Source organism: Sneathiella limimaris (assembly GCF_012932565.1).
GTDB lineage: Bacteria > Pseudomonadota > Alphaproteobacteria > Sneathiellales > Sneathiellaceae > Sneathiella > Sneathiella limimaris.
The window spans coordinates 394,563-415,129 of sequence record NZ_JABBYJ010000001.1 but is presented as its reverse complement, the minus strand read 5'-3'; the positions used below and the strand labels follow the sequence as shown (position 1 = coordinate 415,129).

Annotated in this window: 19 protein-coding genes and 1 pseudogene; 6 read left to right on the top strand and 14 right to left on the bottom strand. The window is 46.8% G+C overall.

All coding sequences use genetic code 11. The features are described from left to right. Positions 1–21: 21 nt before the first annotated feature. The 12 genes from HH301_RS01930 to HH301_RS01875 form a co-directional block, all read right to left on the bottom strand. The gene (locus tag HH301_RS01930) at positions 22–2,382 is read right to left on the bottom strand and encodes a TonB-dependent receptor (RefSeq protein ID WP_169566390.1); all 2,361 of its coding nucleotides are present in this window, start codon (positions 2,380–2,382) and stop codon (positions 22–24) included. Between the two features lie 180 nt (positions 2,383–2,562). Then, entirely contained in the window at positions 2,563–3,564 is a 1,002-nt protein-coding gene (locus tag HH301_RS01925) for a FecR family protein (RefSeq protein ID WP_169566389.1), read from the bottom strand. A gap of 117 nt (positions 3,565–3,681) precedes the next feature. After that, positions 3,682–4,191, bottom strand: a complete 510-nt coding sequence (locus HH301_RS01920; RefSeq protein WP_169566388.1) for an RNA polymerase sigma factor — start codon at positions 4,189–4,191, stop codon at positions 3,682–3,684. A 116-nt stretch (positions 4,192–4,307) separates the two neighbouring features. Beyond that, complete coding sequence (locus tag HH301_RS01915; protein WP_169566387.1) at positions 4,308–5,411, bottom strand: NAD(P)/FAD-dependent oxidoreductase; 1,104 nt, start codon at positions 5,409–5,411, stop codon at positions 4,308–4,310. After that, positions 5,408–6,430 (bottom strand): histone deacetylase family protein, encoded by a 1,023-nt coding sequence (locus HH301_RS01910; RefSeq protein ID WP_169566386.1) that lies wholly within the window; start codon positions 6,428–6,430, stop codon positions 5,408–5,410. The genes HH301_RS01915 and HH301_RS01910 overlap by 4 nt, the downstream gene beginning before the upstream one ends. Continuing rightward, positions 6,414–6,902: a GNAT family N-acetyltransferase gene (locus tag HH301_RS01905; RefSeq protein WP_169566385.1), complete on the bottom strand. Its 489-nt coding sequence runs from the start codon at positions 6,900–6,902 to the stop codon at positions 6,414–6,416. Before HH301_RS01905 ends, HH301_RS01910 begins: the two co-directional genes overlap by 17 nt. Next, on the bottom strand, positions 6,899–7,828 hold the full coding sequence (gene kce / locus HH301_RS01900; protein WP_169566384.1) for a 3,5-dioxohexanoate:acetyl-CoA acetone transferase: 930 nt from the start codon (positions 7,826–7,828) through the stop codon (positions 6,899–6,901). The genes HH301_RS01905 and kce overlap by 4 nt, the downstream gene beginning before the upstream one ends. Before the next feature lie 13 nt (positions 7,829–7,841). Then, positions 7,842–9,182, bottom strand: a complete 1,341-nt coding sequence (locus HH301_RS01895) for an aminotransferase family protein (RefSeq protein WP_169566383.1) — start codon at positions 9,180–9,182, stop codon at positions 7,842–7,844. Then, entirely contained in the window at positions 9,182–10,264 is a 1,083-nt protein-coding gene (locus tag HH301_RS01890) for a polyamine ABC transporter ATP-binding protein (RefSeq protein ID WP_169566382.1), read from the bottom strand. The genes HH301_RS01895 and HH301_RS01890 overlap by 1 nt, the downstream gene beginning before the upstream one ends. Positions 10,265–10,325: 61 nt before the next feature. After that, the gene (locus tag HH301_RS01885; RefSeq protein ID WP_169566381.1) at positions 10,326–11,465 is read right to left on the bottom strand and encodes an extracellular solute-binding protein; all 1,140 of its coding nucleotides are present in this window, start codon (positions 11,463–11,465) and stop codon (positions 10,326–10,328) included. A gap of 40 nt (positions 11,466–11,505) precedes the next feature. Beyond that, a complete protein-coding gene (locus HH301_RS01880; RefSeq protein WP_169566380.1) occupies positions 11,506–12,291 on the bottom strand; it encodes an ABC transporter permease in 786 nt (261 codons plus the stop codon). Next, the gene (locus tag HH301_RS01875; RefSeq protein WP_169566379.1) at positions 12,291–13,157 is read right to left on the bottom strand and encodes an ABC transporter permease; all 867 of its coding nucleotides are present in this window, start codon (positions 13,155–13,157) and stop codon (positions 12,291–12,293) included. The genes HH301_RS01880 and HH301_RS01875 overlap by 1 nt, the downstream gene beginning before the upstream one ends. Positions 13,158–13,246: 89 nt before the next feature. Between HH301_RS01875 and HH301_RS01870 the strand changes: the two genes are divergently transcribed. From HH301_RS01870 to HH301_RS01855, 4 genes and pseudogenes are all read left to right on the top strand, one after another. Beyond that, complete coding sequence (locus HH301_RS01870) at positions 13,247–14,215, top strand: LysR family transcriptional regulator (RefSeq protein ID WP_169566378.1); 969 nt, start codon at positions 13,247–13,249, stop codon at positions 14,213–14,215. A 212-nt stretch (positions 14,216–14,427) separates the two neighbouring features. Continuing rightward, complete coding sequence (locus HH301_RS01865) at positions 14,428–15,429, top strand: ABC transporter substrate-binding protein (RefSeq protein WP_420821175.1); 1,002 nt, start codon at positions 14,428–14,430, stop codon at positions 15,427–15,429. Between the two features lie 176 nt (positions 15,430–15,605). Next, a pseudogene (locus HH301_RS01860) lies at positions 15,606–16,307 on the top strand (ABC transporter ATP-binding protein); the annotation flags it as partial. Continuing rightward, positions 16,297–17,055 (top strand): ABC transporter permease, encoded by a 759-nt coding sequence (locus tag HH301_RS01855; RefSeq protein WP_206378125.1) that lies wholly within the window; start codon positions 16,297–16,299, stop codon positions 17,053–17,055. The pseudogene HH301_RS01860 and the gene HH301_RS01855, both read left to right, overlap by 11 nt. Before the next feature lie 54 nt (positions 17,056–17,109). Here HH301_RS01855 and HH301_RS01850 read toward each other — a convergent pair whose 3' ends face one another. Both HH301_RS01850 and HH301_RS01845 read right to left on the bottom strand, forming a co-directional pair. After that, positions 17,110–17,559, bottom strand: a complete 450-nt coding sequence (locus HH301_RS01850; protein WP_169566375.1) for a YaiI/YqxD family protein — start codon at positions 17,557–17,559, stop codon at positions 17,110–17,112. Between the two features lie 109 nt (positions 17,560–17,668). Continuing rightward, complete coding sequence (locus HH301_RS01845; RefSeq protein ID WP_169566374.1) at positions 17,669–18,520, bottom strand: MurR/RpiR family transcriptional regulator; 852 nt, start codon at positions 18,518–18,520, stop codon at positions 17,669–17,671. A gap of 185 nt (positions 18,521–18,705) precedes the next feature. Here HH301_RS01845 and HH301_RS01840 point away from each other — a divergent pair, with 185 nt between their 5' ends. Together HH301_RS01840 and HH301_RS01835 are read left to right on the top strand one after the other, a co-directional pair. After that, positions 18,706–19,251: a TRAP transporter small permease gene (locus HH301_RS01840; RefSeq protein ID WP_169566373.1), complete on the top strand. Its 546-nt coding sequence runs from the start codon at positions 18,706–18,708 to the stop codon at positions 19,249–19,251. A gap of 3 nt (positions 19,252–19,254) precedes the next feature. Beyond that, positions 19,255–20,535, top strand: a complete 1,281-nt coding sequence (locus tag HH301_RS01835; protein ID WP_169566372.1) for a TRAP transporter large permease — start codon at positions 19,255–19,257, stop codon at positions 20,533–20,535. The last annotated feature ends 32 nt before the right edge of the window (positions 20,536–20,567 follow it).

Here is a 20,567-nt window from a genome sequence, read left to right as displayed (position 1 = left end):
GGCCGCCACCTCTTGAATGAATTAGAATGTTTTGGTGTAGTTGATGGTAATGCGGCGACCATATTCAATGATGGGAAATTCTCTGACTGCTGTTGCCGTGACGTTTTCCTGATCACTGTCCAACAGATTGGTCACACCCAACGCCAATTCGCCATCCAACAGGGGATACCTTGCGGATAAATCCATGGTGAAGGAAGGGTCTATATCAAAATTACCGGTCGCATCACGACCGCTTCGACCTCCAGAGAAATTTCCGGTTGCACGCACATTTAGATCATCCCAGAAGTACATGTCAGCATACAGTGAAGAACTTATTTCAGATGGGATGCGGTTTGATGGAAGATCAGCATCAAGTTCGCCGTCTGCATCTGTATCATACCGGCCCTTGATATATGATGCGACACCACCCACCTTCAGCCATTCATTTACGGGAAATTCACCTGAAAGTTCGACGCCCCAAATACGCTCTTTTTGTTGGGATAGGGAATTAGTGGCTAAGTCAAATGTTGTTCCATAATCACTAGATGTGACATATACGGAAGCCTCTCCACGTACGCCGAATTTATTGTAGCGAAGACCGGTTTCAAGGGATTTTACAACATTGGCCTTTGGTGAAAAAAGAGAGAAATCAGTTGGAATTCCGCCAAAGCCAGCTCGGGATGTAAAACTTCCGACATCTGGAATTGAAAAGCCCTCACTGTAGTTCACAAATACATCAACTGGCTCACTTACATGAGCGACCACACCTGCGTTAAAGACAGACTCGCTATAAGTGTGAGAGCCACCAGTTACGGCAGCTTGCGGTATCTGAACAAAGAATGAGGGAGCAACTTGATAAACATACGAGGGTCGAACAAAGTCATCGATTTCCAAATCGAAATACTCGTATCGTATGCCACCGGTAAATTCAAAGATGCTGAAGGGGACAGAAATTTGACCAAATCCGGCTAGGCCAGTTTGGGACATTGGGGCTATTCTGTCTTGTCCATCCTGAAACTTCTGTTCAGTTTCATCGTAACTGGCGTCTCCACCCCAAGTCACCTTCATACCCTCAATAAGGCTACTGAGCTTGGTGTCAAAGGTTAAGCGAGCTCCATACCGACGTGTTTCAATTTCGGATTGTCCATTGATGTCAGGTGTGGTGGTTCCTGGAAATGCTGGTACAGCCGGGTTTGCAGATGAAATTGGAGAGTAAGCAAATCGTTTGTTGATGTTGTCGTAGAAGAATTTGGCTTCCAGATTACCCAAAGGTGTTTCGCTGTCTGTGAAATCAAGAGAATAGTACTGAGATCTCTCTCGAATACTTTTGCCTTCATAAGGTGAGGTTTGATCTACGGAAACTGGATCCGTTGTGTAGTCGGTATAATACTCAGGCTCCTGGTTCAATTCGATTGCGTTGATGGATGCTTGTAGCCGCTGCGTGTCAGAGAAATTAATGCCACCTTTTGCGGATAGATTGAGGCTTCGACTATTATCTAACCCACCCTGTCCGATCAGTGGATCTGAAGGTGCAAGGTCGCCATTACCTGTAAATGCATCGCGTGTCATTTCAGCAGTAATAGTCGCCGCGTAATCGAACATTCCTTCCGTACCAGTTGCAGTCACAGATACTTCCGGAGCTATTGAGTCACTAACATTGGCGGTAAAGGCAGAAGTACCAAGCCTAACAGTAAGCTGATGCTCAGTAGTGGCCTGTTTTGTAATGAAGTTAATTGTGCCGCCGGTTGCACCATTCCCATAGTCAGAGCGGGCACCTGGAACTACTTCAACACGTTCAACTTGGTTTAAATCTACGAGTGTAAATGTACGTGAGACGTTTCTGAGAGGTGTGTTCAGAGATTGTCCATCGACCAACACTTGAACACCACGTCCACGGAAATTTTGACTGGCTCCTGAGATAGTTTGGTTTGAAGAGGCCATACCGGGTACGAATTTCGAAATCAAGCTGGCTGCATCTCCACCGCCTTGAATATGCTGGAGTATTTCTTCATCATTAATGACGACGACCGAGGCAGGAACCGCGCGGCTGCTCCTTTTCGCCCTGCCAGCTGTAACAACCATTTTTTCCAGCGTAACCAGGTTTTGGCTTTGAGATGCTTTGACGACGCTGTAAGTGCGATCCCCAACTTGTTTTAATTGAAAGCCAGAGCCTGAGAGCAAGGCTTTCATGGCGTCTAAAGGTTTGTAGTCGCCGCTTAAAGTTTCGTTTCTAATATCACTAATGTCCGCCTCAATGAGCAAACTAATTCCGGTTTTTGCAGCTATTTCATTTAGGTTTTTCTGAGCAGACCCTGACGGGATTTCATACCTTTGGACATCGTTTTGGTTTTCTGAAGCGACCGCTGAGTTAGATAAGTAAACCGTTGAACCCGCTATAATCATCGCGACTAAAGCGTGGCGGCTTAAAGATGAAAATAGAAAATTTTGAAAATCTATTTTTTGAGGTCTTATAGCTTTACTGGTGGTACTGAAACGGAACATTTACTTAGTCTCTCAGTTGCGAATGATAATTAGTTACAAAAAGAGAGACGGGCCAAGTATCAAAAACAGGACCTCATTTTTTTAAAATATGACCGATTTTCCAAAAAAGTCGTATTTTCTATATTGATATCGCGTTTCAAAAATATTCAAAAGCTCTGCAGAGTCTTTCAGTTGAAAAAGCCCTGATACCTTAATTGAAGCGATTTCCGGACTGACCCAAAGAAGCTCCGTATCCGAATGTTTGCTAAATTTATCTAGTAGGCTACCAAGTGTGGCATCAGACACCTGAAGCAATCCATTTTGCCAATAAGATAATCTGGGTTGGCTGATATCTGAAATTTTTCCTTCATTCATGTGAGCGGTTTGCTGCCAATCTTGACCAGCGCGCACCTCAATGGCAGGCATCTCTTTGTCCGTATTTACGACTGTGACAACCCCTTCATAGACTGAAACGAGGGGACCATCTGCCGTTTCCTCAACACTAAAGGAGGTACCAACTGCAGTAACTTGGACGGAACCTAAAACAACAGTAAAGGGTCGCTTTTTATCGGACACCACATCAACAAAGAGGCCTCCTTGAGTAACCTTTACCTGTCGAATTTTTTCGTTGAATTCTAATTTTGCCTGACTAGCAGCATCGAGCTTGGCAGTTGATCCATCTTTTAAAGTGTATGTCTTAAAGTCTGCTTGCGCCGTAATCATTTCTCCTGGTGTGAGCAAATCATGACTGTGAATCAGAAATGTCATCACTAAAATGACACATGCAGCAGCAATCCAGAAAAAAGGGCGGGTAATAGCACCAGACCTTATCGCAGGACCGTACTCAACGGTTTGTGTAATCGGCCTCTGATCAGAATCTATGGTATTTGCTTTGTGTGCCATTGCGGCACTACCCGCAAGCTCCCAGACTTCAACGGACATAGTATAGGCGTTGCGGTGTTCTGGGCTTCGATCCAGCCAAATTTGGAAAGCCATCTCGCAATGCTCATCCATATTATCGTCTGCAGCAATGACCCAGAAATCAGCTTGCTCAGCAATACTAAGGTCTTCCAAATGTGCCAAATATTCTTCTGCTGATTTCATGTTAAGCTTTATCACTGATAAACTGGAAGCCTTTACCAACCGGAATAAATAGATCTTTATGCACGTTATATAGACGTCTGGTCTTTCTAAAAGAGGATGTCAGTTCAGTCTTTCTTTTTACTCAAGAGACTGCCGTAATTCCTTAAGTGCTTTGCGCAAGTGTTTTTCAACCATGTTTTGACTTATTCCTAACCGGATCGCAATTTGCCTATTGGGTAAGTCTTCAATTTTTCGTAACAGAAAAACCTCACGACATTTTGGGGGAAGCTTATCAATTGCCTGCTCCAGCAAAGCAAGGTTTTGCCGGTCAGCTACCTGATCATCCGCTTTATAAGTATCTTGGCCTAAATTCTGAATTTCTGAGATGTCAGCTATATGAGCATCATGGCGCTGGCGATATCGCAGTAGATCATTGACGAGGTTGTGGGCAATCCTGAATAGATAAGCCTTTGGGTCTTCAACAGTTTTATGAGGCTCTAATTTATGAATTCGGATGAATAGTTCTTGTTCCAGATCCTTGCAATCCTCCTCATTGCGTATGCGTCGCCGGAAAAAAAGTTCGATCTGGCGTTTATTCTTTAGATAGAGAGCTATCCAAGAAGTTTCGTCTTTTGCCGAATTGTGCATATTGTCCCATTTCACCTCTATATATGCGAATAATTCTTATTTGCAAAATAGTCAAGGAGGGTTTCTGCCTCTCCTCGGTTAAGTGAAATGGTTAGGAAATGTGGGTGCGACTAAACTTATTCACCAAATCTATCGGGCTTGAGGGCGTTTAAGATGGTGTTATCCAATAGGGGTTCGCGATTTAAAATCAGCTCAGTCGCAATCTTTGACAATGCGGGAGCTGTCTGAATTCCGTAGCCGCCCTGACCCGCCAGCCAGAAGAAACCCTCAGCATCTGGTGCAAAACCAACAACGGGTGTTCTGTCTTCCACAAATGTCCGTAAGCCGGCCCAGCTATGCTCAAGCCTGTTGACCTCTATAGTTGTTGCCTGTTCAAATCGGTGTAGTCCCTCCGCAAGTGCCATATCATCTACCCAAGCGTCATGGGGTTCCACAGGATCTTCATCAGCGGGGGATACCATTAAAGTACCAGCTTCTGGCTTAGCGTAAAAACTTTCGGAGGCGCTGACAAAGAGCGGCCATTCTTCAAAACCGCTTACTTCGGGTTTTGGTAAGATAGCGGCAGATCTGCGAAGGGGGTTGGCACCAACTGTTGCTACATTTGCAAGTTTAGCTAAGTCATCAACCCAGGCACCGGCAGCGTTGACAATAACTTTTGCCTGATAATGTTCTGTTCCTGCATGAACATTCCAGACACCGTCTTTGAAGGTGATTTCAATGACTTTTTTATCTGTAAAGACTGAGCCTTTTCGAGATTTAAGAAGTTTTAAATAGCCTTGAAGCATTCGATCAACATCAATATCTCGCGCGTTTTTTTCATAAGCTGCTTTTACGATGAGATCAGTTTTTAAGATGGGAACAAGGTCTCCTGCCTCTCTTGCCGTCAGAGTTTCCATCCCTTCTGCGCCTTCGAGGTACGTGTTTAATTTATCTAGTTCCGCCTCATGCGCAAACATGAGTTGTCCCCTTGGAGACAGGAGAGAACTCTCAGATACTCCCTCAGGATTTAAAAAGAAATCTTCTGCAATGGAATTTAATGCCCGTAATGTTTCATTGCCATAGTTACGGATAAATATTGCAGCCGTCCGGCCAGAGGCGTGATAACCAACGCTACTCTCCATCTCCAGAAGGACGACCCTGGCCTCACTTGATAGTTCAGCGGCGGCACTGACACCTGCCATTCCGCCGCCAATAACAATCACATCAGCAGTAATCGTCATTTGCTTTCAAAACCAGTGAGGAAATTTTCGATATTATGGCCGAGGTCCTCTGAAAGGTAGCCACCTTCCTGCACGAGAAGAGTAGGCAAATTGGGCTTCGCAATTGCCTTGCCAAGTCGAGCAAAGCCGGGAGTGGTGATGGAAAGGCCCTGCAAAGGATCATTTTCATGGGAGTCTAGGCCCAATGCAACCACTAGAACGGTTGCCCCAAATGACTGAATTCTGGCCAGCGCTGGTTTTAACTGCTCAAGATACTCATCATCCCCTGTGCCGCGCGGTAACGGGATGTTGAGGTTATATCCTTCCCCCAATCCTTCGCCGCGCTCTTGAGCGCCGCCCCAGAAAAAGGGGTAAAAACGATCAGGATCCGCATGCAGGGATACGGTTAGGACATCTGAACGCTGATAGAAAATACCTTGCGTTCCGTTTCCATGATGCACGTCCACATCGAGAATGGCAGGTTTCAAACCTTTCTGAAGGAGATAATCGGCAGCAATTGCCGAATTATTTAAAAAGCAAAATCCACCAGCGAGATCAGCAAAAGCGTGATGCCCGGGTGGGCGGCAAAGGGCATAGGCTTCTTTTTCGCCTTGAAGGATCAGGTCGGCTGCGCTTAAAGCTGTTTGTGCCGACCAGTAAGACGCCTCCCAGGTCCCCTCAGCGATAGGGCAGGCTGTGTCAGCCTGGTGGTATCCGGCCTGACCAACTGCAGATTTAGGATAGTTTGCACCTCGGTTATCTGGATGAATATTGGGAATTACCTCATCAGAAGAGCCTTCAATCCGTTTCCAGCGCGTATAAATATTCTCTAAAAATGTCAGATACTCGGGCGAATGAACGGCTGCTATCGGACCGCTTCCATGATCTTCAGGTGCGATAAATTCTGCGCCTGCTCGTTTGGCTCCCTCGTGAAGGATACGGATCCTTTCCGGTTGTTCAGGATTACGGAGGGATTGACCGTTGGCCATGAAGTTTTGGGGGTCATGCTTCCATTGGCGCTCGTCAAATACGGCTTTCATTTTTTCCTCGTATGTTTGAAAAGTCCTCACGCAAGAGGATCATTGTTTTGGCTTCGGTTTCTGCTTTGAAACCAAGCCTTAGATAAGTTTTTAGGGCGGCTGGATTGCTGTCATAAACAGCAAGACGGATCATCTTGATTTCCTGCGTCTCACTGTTAACGGCCGCATCCATCAACTTTGGTCCAAGACCCTGCCTTCGCATTTTTTCTGACACCCAAAGGTCGGAAACATACAGCCCTATTCCGCCTTTCGTTGTTGAAACAAAGGGAGAATAGAGTACGGCTCCAACGACTTCTTGATCTTGTTCTGCAATGATGGCTCGAGCCGAGGGAGGTGAACTGAATAAGGCCTGCTCAAGGGTCTCATCAGTAATTCTATGGGGATCCCCCATATGTTCTGAGAGGGCTCTGAGAGCTGCATTCAGTCTTGGTGTGTCTTCAATCTGGGCGGGTCGGATTAATGTGTTTGTCATTGAAATCTCGTGTTTTCGGAACCTTTCAATGACAGCATATCCCGCGCATCCGCCGGTGTCGCGACCTCTCTACCCAGTTCCTCAACGATCCGGCGGATCTTTTCCACCTGGCTCGCATTGGAGGTGGCAAGCTCACCTTTTCCAATGAAAAGGTTATCTTCTAAGCCCACCCGGACGTGACCGCCCATAGTCGCAGCCATGGTTGCAAGTGGGATTTGATGCCTACCGGCTGCGAGCACTGAAAACTTGTAGTCATCACCAAACAATTTGTCCGAAATTCGTTTCATGTGAATTAGGTTTTCAGGGTCAGCACCTATGCCACCGAGGACCCCAAAAACGAATTGAATAAAGAGCGGTTTTTGAACCAGACCCCGATCGACGAAATGACGGAGCATGTATAGGTGACCGACATCATAGCATTCGAACTCAAAGCGGGATCCCCGTTGCTGTCCCATTTGTTCAAGGACATAGGCAATATCCCTCGGGGTGTTCTTGAATACCAGATCATCGGAGTTTTCTAGAAACCCTTTCTCCCAATTATGTTTCCAATCTGTAATTCTTTCAGCGAGAGGATAGAGAGCGAAATTCATGGTGCCCATGTTGAGGGAGCACATTTCAGGTTCCACGATAAAAGGCGCGGCCAGACGCTCTTCCAATGGCATAAGAGCGCTCCCCCCTGTTGAGATGTTGATCACGGCTTCAGATGCAGAATTGATCTGCGGCAGGAAAGCCATAAAGTCTTCTGCCTTTGAGGAAGGTCGACCACTCTCAGGATCTCGGGCATGCAGGTGAATGATTGCAGCCCCCGCCGTTGCCGCGGCAATTGATTGTTCCGCTATTTGCTCCCCTGTAATAGGCAAGTAATCGGACATGGAAGGGGTGTGTATGGAGCCTGTGACTGCACAGGTGATAATAATCTTGCTCATGGGGATTAGATGTTTAAGCGCTGTTGAGGGAAAGGGTTTCAGATTTCGCGAACGTATCGAGTGATTTGGTCAAAAGATCCATAATCTCTGCAATCTGTTCTCTTGAAATAATCATCGGCGGACAGACAAGGAAATGATCCCCTTCTAAGCCGTTTCGGGTTCGTCTGGAATAAATGATCAAGCCATTTGAGTAGGCGATATCAACGAGCTTTAGATAGGCATTTTTCTCTTTAGGGAGCGGCCGCATCGTTTCTCTTTCTGCGACCAGCTCAAAGGCCAGAAGAAGGCCTTCACCGCGGACATCACCAATAAATGGGTAGCGTTTCATTAGCCCTTGCATTTCACTTTTTAGCAGGGCACCCATGGCGCGTGCGTTGGAGATCATATCCTGGCTTTGAATCTCTTCCAAAACTGCAAGCCCAGCTGCACAGGCAAGTGGATTCCCAGCGTATGTAAATCCATGCAAAAACCCACCGCTGTCGATAACCGCATCAACAATTGGGTTATCTGCAATCATTGCCCCCAGAGGTGAATATCCAGCTGCGAACCCTTTAGAAAAGGTAATAATGTCGGGTCTGGCATCCCAGTGATCAACTGCAAAAAAATGACCGGTACGGCCACCGCCTGTCATGACTTCGTCATAGATCAGCAGGATACCATACCGGTCACAGATTTCCCGGATACGTTCCATGTATCCGGCGGGAGGCACTAATGCTCCGGTGGAAGCGCCACCAATAGGTTCGACAATAAAGGCCAGAACAGTTTCTGGGCCTTCTTCTTGGATTTTCTGCTCCAATAAGTCTGCGTAATAGTGGCCCGTCGCCAAATCGTTGGGGTCGCGCTGATCCAAATAGGCTGTTGGTGCCGGGATTTTTGGCATGGCCTGGAACATCGGAGAAAATGGTCTTGTCAGTGGATCGTATCCGGTTAAGGCCAAAGCTCCAAGTGTACAACCGTGATAACTGGGAGAGCGTGAAATGACTTTCCAGCGACTTTCCTGACCTGTCACAACAGCATATTGGCGCGCAAGCTTGATGGCACTTTCCACAGCTTCAGAGCCGCCTGAGACAAAAAAGACCTTATCGAGCCCTTCTGGTGCATGAGAGGAAACTCGCGCAGCTAACTGTTCGGATGGTTCGGTTTCAAAATGCAATCGATAACCGAATGTGGACTTATCCATTTGTCGGCGCATAGCCTCCAACACATTCGGATTAGAATGTCCGATATTACAAACCATAGCCCCAGAGGAACCGTCCAGGTAGCGCTTGCCTTCTACATCCCACATGTAGATCCCGCGAGCTTCTGCCAAAGTCGGACGTTGTGTTCCCGTCTGATAAAACAGATGACTGGACATCAGGCGTCTTCTCCAATCGCAACACAATCTTCATTTCGGAAGCGAACTGAAACAATTTCGCCTTCTTCAAATGCCCCTCTGCTCGTCAGCATGTTCAAGACTTGAAACTTGACACCTTTCACGTCGACAAAATAGCGAACCAGTTGTCCTTGATAATCGACAGCTTCAATTTTTCCTTCAAAGGCCGTACGACCGTCCTCTTGCGCTGAGGCTTCTACGAGCTCGATTTTTTCCGCTCGTAAAACAAGGTACGCCTTCGTTCGGTTTCTGATTTTGACCATTTGCTCTTCAGGAAGAGGGACAAATCCTATCGTTTCTGAAGTAAGGCCCTCCTGACCGGCCTGATTGTCTGCTTTTGCTTCTAAAATGTTAGAAGTTCCCAGGAAATCGGCGACGAACCGACTGTTCGGGTTGGAGTAGATTTCTTTTGGGGGGCCGACTTGTTCAACCCGGCCGTTGGACATCACGACCAGAATGTCGGACATGGCGAGTGCCTCGGACTGATCGTGTGTTACAAAAACCGTGGTAATTCCGATTTGATCTTGAATACGTTTAAGTTCGACCCGCATATCTTCGCGAAGATTGGCATCCAGCGCGGAGAGGGGCTCATCCAACAAAAGAACATCGGGTTCAATGACAATGGCCCGCGCCAAAGCAATTCGTTGCTGCTGCCCACCAGACAGTTGTTTTGGATAGCTTTCAGCCAAATGGGGAAGCTGTACAAGCTCCAAGGCTTCTTTAACGCGTCGGTCTACTTCCGCTTTTGACACTTTTCGGTATTTGAGGCCAAACGCAACATTTTCCCGGACGGTTTTATGAGGGAACAAGGCGTAGTTCTGAAAAACAATGCCTAAATTTCTTTTATGAATAGGGATGTCGTTGACTTTACGGTCACCAACAACAATTTCCCCTTCACTGGGATCTAATAGTCCCGCAATCATGCGCAGCGTTGTTGTTTTCCCGCATCCAGAGGGTCCTAGCAATGTCACGAAACTTCCTTCTGGAAGGTCAAGTGACATGGGGTGAACAGCGGTGAAATCCCCAAACTTTTTCACAATATTTTGCAGTTTTACAGCACTCACGGGTTGATCCCCTTCTCTGGAAATAGATCCCCTGCCGCCTTAGCAGCAGGGGAGACATCACTTAGTACCCTTTTTGGATTCGTCCAAACTTCTTGGACCATTCCTGCTCGTTACTGTTCCAGTACGTTGGATCAGCAAAAGTGAGGCCGGAAAGTGTTCCCTTTGGATCGAAGGCTGGTAGCTTAGGAATTTTGCTTCCAAGATCTACTTTGGTTGGATCCAGGGCAGGCGGATAGTTCTGGCCTTCAGCGACAGCAATAGATGTTTCTGGTGCCAGCATGAAGTTCAGTAGTTCTTCGCAGGCTTCCATTGGAGATCCCTTGATGACGAACAGGCATTCTTGCCAGCCAAAGCCATTTGGTGGATCCATGTAACCGATATCATGACCTTGCTCCTGCAATGCATAGACACGACCTGACCAGGCTTCTGTCACATAGATTTCTTCTTCTGCCAGAAGGCTCATCAATTCTGCGCCTGAGCCCCAATATTTCAACAACAGATCGCGATGTGTTCTCAAGGCATCCCAAATCGCATCCATATCAGTTGCGCCATTTGGATTTTGACCCGTTTGAAGGGAGGCATACCAGATCCGAGTGCGCCAATCGCCCCAGCCACCGATTTTGCCTTTAAGTTTCTTTTCAAGAAGGATGTTTGCACCCTTCTCCTTCATTTCATCGTCAGAAATATATTTGCGGTTATACGCAAGTCCTGTTGTGCCGTAGTCATAAGGGACACAAGACAATTTTCCACCCGTCACTCCCCGGAACACATCAGTGAGTTTAGGAATAACGTACTTCAGGTTCGGGATGTTGGCTTCGTTTAGTTCGCTGGTAAGACCAAGACCGTGATAGCGAGCGTAATCAAAAACACCGGACAGATGTGCGATGTTATATTCACCGTTCTGGCTTGCCTTCACCCGAGAGATATATTCATCACCGCTGCCAAATGTCCCATCGACCACTTTAATACCTGTTTTCTTGGTGTAGGGATCGAATGCGTGTTTGCGGAATGCTTCGGAGACAACTCCACCCCAGCCGTCAAAGCGAACTTGTTCCGTTGCAGCGAAAGCATGTTTTGCAAATGGCGTGTGAAGACCATATGCAAGTCCAGCAGCGCCAAGCAGTCCTAGAAAAGAACGGCGTTCCATATCGCCATTTCTATATCTCTCTAATAATCGTTCATAACGTTTTGAATTATCCATTAAACCTATCCTCTCTGTTAGTGGTCTGCCATCGAACCGTCTAGCGCCCCTGTTTGTTCGCTAGCCGCCGGGCGATGGCAGCCCCAATAAGGGGTACCCCGACGGTGAAGAAAATCATGACTGAGCCGAGCGCGTTGATCTCCGGTGAGATGGAATTACGCAGCATGGCAAAAATTTGAGTTGGCACTGTCTCGACCCCGCCTGGTTTCCAGAACAAGGTGCCCGTGATGTCATCAAAACTGATGGTGAAAGCAAACAACATTCCGGCAAAAACCGCTGGTGCCAGCAAAGGTAATGTGATTTGAAAAAACGTCTGTATGGGTGTTGCGCCAAGGCTCATCGCAGCCTCTTCCACGTCCCTCCGAATACCGATCAAGCGCGCCTGAACGACTAGCACCACAAATGGTAAAGTGAAGATCACATGTCCCATAAGAAGCATGAAAAAGCTTTTATGAATGGACAGAAAATTCAGGAAGAGCAAAAGGGCCACTGCCAGCACGACTTCTGGCACTAGAATAGGCGCAATCAGCAATGTGCTTATGAAATTGCTTCCCGGTACCTTGTAACGAACAAGCGCTAAGCTGGCGAGAACACCCAAGGTTGTTGAAATGATTGCTGTCAGTGTTCCCAGTAAAAGCGACGTCTTGAAAGCCCTGAGAATTGCATCATTTGAAGCCAGTTCGTAAAACCAACGAAACGAAAAGCCTGTAATTGGAAAGCTACCAAACTGGTTGGCATTGAAGCTGAGCAGGACGACAACAGCAACCGGAAGAAACATGAAAAGATAGACTAGAACAGTCCAAAGGCGTACAAAGTTCCAATTCATCAGCCAAGCCCCTTCATCAATTGCCGCATTCCAAGGAAGCGGTTGTACAGAAGAACGATTGATCCAAGGACAGCGATTAGGACCAGCGATAAAACGGAACCGAGAGGCCAGTCGAGTTGAGTGATAATGGCTTCAAAAACCAGATTGGCGAACATGGCATCCCTTGGTCCACCCAAAATAACAGGGGTAATGTAGGTGCCTGCTCCTAAGACAAAACAGAGCAAACCACCTGCGGCAAGTCCGGGAAGAGAAAGAGGTAATGTGACCTCCAGAAAGCTTTGCCAACGGGTTGCTCCTAAGGAGCAAGAGGCATCTTCTAGATTTTGGTCAATATCTTCGAGGCTCACATAGACGTTGAGCACCATGAACGGCAACAAGAAGTGCACTAGGCCTAGAATAACTGTCACTTCGTTATATAGCATTTGGAGCGGCTCATCGATCAGGCCAATTCCTACTAGGAACGTGTTGAAAGCACCAGAAACACCAAGGATATTGATCCAGGACATTGTTCGAATGATATAGCTGATCCAGAAGGGGAGCATCAGTAACAGCAGAAGAATAGCCTTATTGCCGTTTGAGCGAGCAATAAAGTAGGCGGCGGGATAACCCATCAAAGCGCAGACAATTGTCGTAATCGCTGCAATTCGGAGTGTCTGTAGTAAGATGTCCCGATAGAATTCATCGGTGAGGACTTCGTGCCAATTATCCAGATAAAACCCAACTTGGTCAGCCCCAGTTGCTGTTCTGAGCCAAAATGAATAAACGACTATAAATAGGAGAGGAATGATCAACAGCAGCGCTATTGATGTCAGCGCAGGTGACAATAATATCCACGGCTGCCGTGCCTCCCGTTTTTCAATTGACATAACACCCCCTGATCAATTGTCTTGAAGACTGGCAAAGCTCAGGGTATAGATCAAATAGATACGGAAAATTCTAACTATAGATTAAATCTATGAGAGAAACCCCTAGCTATTCATCGCCGGAGCGATTGGCTCGTGATCTGGATTGGAACCTGCTTAAAACCTTTCTGGTGATAGCCAAATCAAAAAGCATTACGGATGCAGCCAATACGCTTCGCCTCCGTCAACCCTCTGTATCGGCGTCCTTAAAAAGACTCGAAGATCGACTCAATAAAAAGCTGGTAGACAGGTCACCAGGAAGCTTTCGACTGACGAAGGCGGGGGAACTCTTAGAGAAAGAGATCATTGATATTCATGGTGCCATTCTTCGTTTTGATACTTTGCTGAGAAATACGGAAGATGAAATTAGCGGTCATGTTAGAATTGCCATGGCCAGCCATGTTGAATGCCCTCTGTTCGATAGAGCTCTGTCTATCTTTCATCAAACACATCCCAATGCCACTCTTTCTATCGAAATATCTGCAAGTCGACATGCGATTGAAAATCTCTTGGCCAGAAAGGCCAGTATTGGTGTTTGTCTGGTGAAAGAAAGAAGTCCCAAGCTTCAGTATCGGCGTTTGTTCCGTGAGCATTTTGGACTGTTTTGTGGGCCAGAACATCCCTTGTTTGGGCGGGAAAACCTGAATGAAAGTGATTTAAAAGGTCATTCGAGTGTCAGCTTTGTAACAGATCAAATGGGTGATGCTTTAAGGCAAGTGGCCTTGATGAGAGCGCATGCAAACCTTGACGATCGAATTGTCGGAACCTCTGCAAATCTTGAGGAGGTGCGGAGAATGATCATATCTGGCCTTGGTATCGGGCCATTGCCAATTCATGTTGCTAAAAGGGATGTGGAGGCAGGTATTCTTTGGCGGCTACCTCCTTATTCCAACCCGCCGGCTATTGATGTCTATGTCGTGGAAAATCCGAATGTACAGCTGAACCGCGCCGAAGCTGAGTTTATCAAAATTGTTGGTTCCCTAATTGATCAAACTCCTATTGAGGAGCGGATATATATCTAATCAGCTCGAATAGATTGGAGCCTGCTTTTCAAGAATAGCAAGTCATTGAAATTGTTTACTGCTTATCGAGTACTTGATTGCTCCAAATTTGGCCACCATCTGCCCATTTTTTGATCATAAAATATACTTGATTAAAATTTAGCTATCTGGTGTCATGATGCGTTGAATTTCTTTGAATTGGGGAGCTATCAGTAATGATGAAAAAACTTGTCATGTCCTTTGCGACGGCGGCTGTCGTTGTAGGCGCCGCATTGACCGGTGCCGCGGCAGACACCAAAATACCTTTCGCTTTGGACTGGAAGTTTGAAGGTCCTAGCGCTGCTTATTTTGCTGCTATTGATAACGGACATTTTAAGGCAGCAGGTCTGGAAGTTGAGGTTTCTGCGGGTAAAGGGTCGCTTGACGCTATTCCGAAAGTCGCTACTGGCAACTTTCCGATTGGCTTTGCAGACATCAACAGCCTGATCAAATTCCTTGATCAGAATCCAGGTGCGCCAGTGACAGCTGTTATGATGGTGTATGACAAGCCACCATTTGCAGTGGTCGGACGAGCTTCGCAAGGCGTTTCAAGTCCAAAAGACCTTGAAGGTAAAGTCTTGGGTGCGCCGCCACCAGATGGAGCTTGGGCGCAGTTCCCAGCTTTTGCATCTGCCAATGGACTGGATATGTCCAAGATTAAAGTAGAGCCAGTTGGATTTCCAACACGTGAGCCGATGCTTGCCGAAGGAAACGTGGATGCGATCACAGGCTTTTCCTTCTCCAGCTTCTTGAATCTTGTTCGTCTGGGTGTTCCAGAGGAAGACATCAAAGTTCTGTTGATGGCGGACCATGGTTTGAGCCTGTATGGTAACGCAATTATTGTGAACACAGATTTTGCCAAAGCGAATGCGGATGCTGTGACTAACTTCCTGTCAGCTGTCGCAAAGGGATGGAATGATGTGATTGCTGATCCAGAAGCTGGTGCCAAGATGGTTGCGAAGCGGAACCCAGCAGCTGATGTAGCGCTGGAAGCTCGCCGTCTGAAGTTGTCGATTGATCAAAATGTGGTAACTGATTTCACCAAAGCGAATGGCATGGGTAAAATTGATATGGACCGCATGAAGAAAGCGATTGCGCAACTTGGTGAGAACTACGAGTTCAAAAATACGCCAGATATCAGCGCTATTTACACAGATAAATATCTGCCGTCTGATGGTAGTTTGATGCTGAAGTAATTTCAGTATAAACACTTTGTGGGAAGAGGCCATCTTTGGCCTCTTCCTTTTTTATCAAAAATTTCTGAAGTGACGCCATGAGTTCACAAATTACCATTGCGGATGTTCATCATACATTCGAGACAGATACCGGACCGCTTCATGTCTTAAATGGATTGGAGGTTGATATTGCACCCGGCTCGTTTACGGCTGTGGTTGGGCCTTCAGGTTGCGGAAAATCAACCCTAACCCGTTTGATAGCGGGTTTGATGATCCCGGACCAAGGATCGGTTCTGGTTGATGGTGAGTTGGTCCGTGGACCGCGGGCCAATGTAGGGATGGCATTTCAAAATCCAGTTTTGCTTGAATGGCGGAGCATTTTGGACAATGTCCTTTTGCCTCTAGAAATTGTTCCAAATTCGTTGTCACAGAAGCAACGTGAAGAGAGGGGACTGGAGCTTTTGGCCATGGTCGGGTTGGAAGGATTTGAAAGCAAAAAGCCCTCTGAATTATCCGGTGGGATGCGCCAGCGAGCGTCTTTGTGTCGAGCGCTTGTCCATCGCCCAGATATCTTGATCATGGACGAACCTTTTGGAGCCCTTGACGCCTTCACACGGGAAGATTTGTGGCAGATCATGCATGAATTGCGTCATCAGGAACAATTTACCTGTCTTTTGATCACTCATGATTTGCGAGAGTCCATCTTTCTGGCAGATCAGGTGGTGGTTTTGTCCGGCAGGCCGGCTAAAACCCAGTTTGTCATGGATGTCCCTTTAGGGGCAGATCGAACGCTGGATGATTTATACAAAGGCCCGGCAGTCGATATGTTGGCAACCCTTCGCCAACAAATTCAGATCGCTCAAGGTCGGGACGTGGAGGTACATTCAAATGCTTCGTAAATTTGGCGTACCTCTTTTGGCTCTTATAATTTTTGCCCTTCTTTGGGAAGCATTGGTTTGGGCGAATAACTGGCCGAATTATGTCATGGCATCCCCGTCTGACCTTGGCCCTGCATTTTTCAAGCATAGATGGCTATTCCTGCAATATGGATGGGACACCTTATGGCGAACAATTGTCGGTCTTTTGTTGGCAGTGATATTTGGTCTTGGCCTTGGCATGATCATGGGGTTTTCGCGCACAATGCGAGAAGCCCTTTATCCGCTTCTGGTCGGGTTTAATGCTGTCCCGAAGGCGACTGTAGTGCCTGTTGTTGCGCTCTTGTTTGTTGGGCAGCACGACATGAATACGATCCTGATTGCATTCATGATTTCGTTTTTCCCAATTGCTGTCAGTATTTCTATTGGATTAAGTACTCTTGAGCCTGAATATCGGGATATTCTCTACTCACTCGGTGCCAGCAAATTCACGATTTTTAGGAAAATCGCTCTACCGAAAACCCTTCCAGAGTTTTTCGGGGCGTTAAAGGTGTCAGTTACGCTGGCGTTTATCGGAACCAATTTGATGGAAATAGTGGAGCCCCATGGTCGCGGTTTGGGACATCTTTTTGATAGTGGTAAAATAAACGCAGACTATCCATTGATGTTTGCCGTGCTGATTGCCCTCGCAATTTTGGGGATTGCGCTATACTACGTTGTCGTCGCTATGGAGAAAGTTTTCGCAGGCTGGGCTGAACGAGAAGCGAACTAACCGTTATTTAGTTCGATGTTGTTACGAATGGGGCTGATCGGTAGGTGCTGCGGATCAGCCCCGTTTCAGTTTCTGTATGGTATTTTCCAGGACATTGAGAAAATTGCTGCGATCTTTCTTTGAGAATGATGCATTGTAGCCGGATATTTCACCCATTTCTCTCAAGTGGGTATTGAGCTCCCTCATCGCGAGTTTCATGCCAATCGAATTGTGGGTAAAGGCTTTGCCTGTTGGCCCTAAAACAACGCTTCCGGCTTTAAGGCATCGATCTGCCAGTGGTATGTCGGCTGTTACTACGACGTCTTTGGGCCCACAATTATCGGCAATCCAATTATCTGCTGCGTCAAAACCATCATCGACAATGATTTGTTCTATTAAGGGGCTTTGAGGAAGGCGCATCCAGCTATTGCTGACAACAAAGCTGACGAGGTTATGTCGTCCTGCAACTCGGTAGATCTCGTCCTTCACAGGACAAGCATCGGCATCGATGAAAATACGGATCATTTGGTCTTTAGCTTATTGGGCGCATGTAAAGGGTAATAAATCGTCTGTCAGCATATACCTTCTGATCAATTTCGCAATTTGGGATCTTTGGCTTTCCCTTGATAAAGCGTCAGTGATTTAAGTCCCCTAGGATTTCGTGTTGTCGTTCTACTCTTTTCAGGTGATCGCGCCCTGGTTTTCCTGCCTTCTGAAGGGCTGTAACTGCAATGAGGCGGAGCAAGCTGATAGCGCTGGAGCAGCTGTCAAAAACGAACGGACTGGCTGTTTGAACTGTCAATGTCCAGTCAACGAGAGAGGGTAAGCGGCGAGCCGTTGGATCCGTAATTAAAAGCCGGTTTGCACCACTTTTCTCGGCGCTCTGAATAATTTGCCCGAGCTCCCTTGGGCGTCTTCGAAGGCCAACTGCAATCAAAAGATCGCTTTCAATCATATCAGCGGTAAATTCGCCGAAAGTCTCGCCCGGATTGGGTAGCAGATTAACGTCACCGCGGAATTGAAGTAATTGCCAGCGAAGATAACCAGCGAGAAAATAGCTGTTGCGAAATCCGACAATCCAAATGCGTTTGCTGGCCACGATGGCCTGAGTAATTTCGTCAATCGTATTAGGGTGAATATTACCAATCGTTGTTTTTAGAAGCTCAATTTCGTGATCGAAAAATTCCTTGAAATTGATGTGTTGGGGAGAGGATTTTCCTTGCCGGTAAAGAGGGGATCCCCAGTTTTTGATCTCTCTTGCCAGTTTTCTAGCTTCTTCAAAACTGCTGTAACCCAGGCGCTGGAAAAACCGGCTGCTGGAAGCCTTTGAAACACCTGCAAGCGAGGCGAGCTCAGTAGCCGTGAATGCGCTTAAATCTCCTGGATAATCAAGGATTACATCTGCAATTTTTCGTTCTGTTTCTGAGAAGTCATCATAGGTCTCATGGATTCGCGCTTCGATGGATTTAATATCTTCTTCTGCCATGTCATTCTCTGTTGTGAAACAATTGTTTCTTATCTCCCATATGGGATTAATGACAGAAAACAGCCATTAATAAAAGGGTTTATTTAATTCATGAAAATAGTGTTACAAATTTATTGACAATAAGAAACAATGATTTCACACTTTTGAAACTTGGATTTCATCCGTCTCACAGGGGGTAAAACCGGATGCCTGATGTGCACCGTCCTGATCTCAGGCCACAAATAGCGTTAAGAGCTATTCAGACTAGCCGTTTCTTCAACAAATATGTCGAGCGCTCAGTCGTCTTCCTGTTGGGGGTTCTGGTTTTGGATGTGTGGCTTGGTATCTTGGCACGTTATGTTTTGCCCGTTGACTGGACATTCACTGAAGAACTTGCCCGGTATTTAATGATTTGGATGGCCCTTATAGCAGTTTCCTGCGCAATTGCGCATCGGGAGCATATTGGAGTGCTGATCCTGTTTGAACGGTTTCCGCCTGAGGGTCGCAAGTGGCTAGCGGTTGCCTTCGATGTGATTGCGTTCTGTTTCTTTGCGGTGATTTTTTACTATGGCATTGGCATGGTTGATCGCGGATTTAACCGCTACACCATGATCAACGAAATTCCAAAAGCCTATCCCTTTATTGGAGTTCCAGTCGCAGCTGCATTGTGTTGTTTGCAATTGGCGTTGGTCGCTGTTCATGACTTTTTCTCTCCGGATGCACATGTGGCGGCAGAACGGGCGGAGGTGTAAGTCATGGTACTGGTTGCACTTACATTTTTTGGTCTGATGGTTTTGGGTATGCCGGTTGGCATGGTCATGGGTGTTGCGGGCCTCGTTGGTATTCTTGACATGGGGGGCGGAACATTTATCCGGATGGTGCCAGATCGGATGTTTGCCGGCCTCGACCTATTTCCATTTCTTGCCATGCCATTTTTCATTTTGGCTGGCGAGATTATGAATAAATCAGGCATCACCACAAATCTGGTCAAGTTTGCGGACGCGCTTGTTGGCTGGATGCGGGGCGGTATGGCTCACTCCAACATGCTTGCCTCAGTCATGTTCGCTGGCATTACCGGAGCCGCGACAGCGGACGCCGCAGCATTTGGCAATACACTGGTTCCTGCCATGGAAAAGCAGGGTTACACCCGTCGTTTTGCCTGTGCCGTGACAGCAGCGGGCTCAATTATTGGCCCAACGATCCCGCCTTCAACGCTCGCGGTTATTTATGGATCACTGATGGGGGTCTCTATTGCCGGACTATTTGCTGCCGGCATCTTGCCAGGTCTTCTGATTTGTGTGGTCTGTATGCTTTTGATTGCTGTTTTTGGAACAAGGTGGAAACTTCCAAAAGGTCAAAAACGCCCAAGCCTTCTTGGTATCTTCAAGGCATTTCGGTCCAGCTTATTGGCACTAATTTTGCCCGTATTCATTCTGGGATCTATTCTTGGTGGAATTGCGACCCCTACCGAAGCGGCCTCAATCGCTCTTGCTTATGCACTTTTCATTGGTGGTGTCATTTACAAAGCGCTGACTTGGCCTGATCTATACGCGATGATGCTCCGCACAGCCCGGATTACTGGCGTTATATTCCTGATCATTGCCGCGGCATCTATCCTTGGATGGTGGATGACCTTTAATCAGATACCTCAGACGATCGCTACAGGTTTTCTCAGTATTTCCTCTAATCCGCAAGTCATTATTGGACTAATCCTCGCCCTGTTGCTGTTCATTGGTTTGTTTATGGATATCAACGCGACCTTGATTATTCTCGCGCCTGTTCTGGCGCCACTAACCTTAAAAATTGGAATGGACCCTGTTCATGCAGGGATCATGATTATCCTAGCCCTCAACATTTCCTTAATGACCCCACCTGTGGGTGCCTGCCTTTTTGTACTGGCATCGGTTACCAAGGAAAAGGTTGAGAATATTACCAAAGCTCTTTGGCCATTTTTATTAGCTGAAGTCGCGGTCTTGCTGCTGATTGCCTATTGGCCGGACCTAACACTCGCTATCCCTCGAATGCTCGGGTTGTAGCGGTTTTTCTTTAATTTTGCCATCTTGAATCT